Below are 651 nucleotides of genomic sequence, written 5' to 3'. Positions count from 1 at the left end.
AATAAGTATCCTAATATAATATATAATACTGAAATAAAGTTAGGTGAATTATTAAAATTCTATGATTATCCATCAAGAATAAGGAATTCATTAAAATCAACCAATGCAATAGAAAGAATGAATGGGGAAATAAGAAGAAGGATAACAAAAGTATCATCATTCCCTGATGAAGATTCAGCAATGAAGATATTCTATTTAAAATCAATAGAATTCAATTCAAAGCATGCATTCAGGAAGATGAACGGCTCCTATAAATGCAATGATGAGATTAAGGAGATGTTCAATAGGAGATACCCTTTATAAATACACATAATATGGCACACGATCCTCATTTGCAGGTTTTTCAGCATATCATTAAATATTTTCATAATAAGTGAAAAGTAAATCATCACATAAATATGACATGATAGGACAATATTTAAGTATTGGAAACTGGAAAGTAATAAAAATAATAGGTATATAATAAATTTATTGCTTATCAGTATTGTTCAGTTTACTTTTATAGCTATGTATTACTTTATCAATGTCATCAGTAATTATATGAGATCTTAAATAATATGATACAGCATTTATCTCTAATAATCTAAGTTTTTTTGATAAATTTGATTTTGTGGTATTGTAATTATCAGCTAAAAATTTTAAATTAGATTT

General features: G+C 25.2%; 2 protein-coding genes. One reads left to right on the top strand and one right to left on the bottom strand.

Annotated features, from left to right (window positions below; all coding sequences use genetic code 11):
- The coding region (locus AOG54_RS09515; protein WP_201779320.1) for a transposase at positions 1–303 on the top strand (303 nt) is incomplete at its 5' end.
- A 165-nt stretch (positions 304–468) separates the two neighbouring features.
- Here the strand turns inward: AOG54_RS09515 and AOG54_RS10110 are convergent.
- Positions 469–651, bottom strand: a 183-nt coding sequence (locus AOG54_RS10110; protein ID WP_236692461.1) for a hypothetical protein, incomplete at its 5' end; no start/stop codon positions are given.

Origin of the sequence: Acidiplasma aeolicum, from assembly GCF_001402945.1 — an archaeon.
Classification (GTDB): domain Archaea; phylum Thermoplasmatota; class Thermoplasmata; order Thermoplasmatales; family Thermoplasmataceae; genus Acidiplasma; species Acidiplasma aeolicum.
This window is presented reverse-complemented; position numbering and strand designations above follow the sequence as displayed.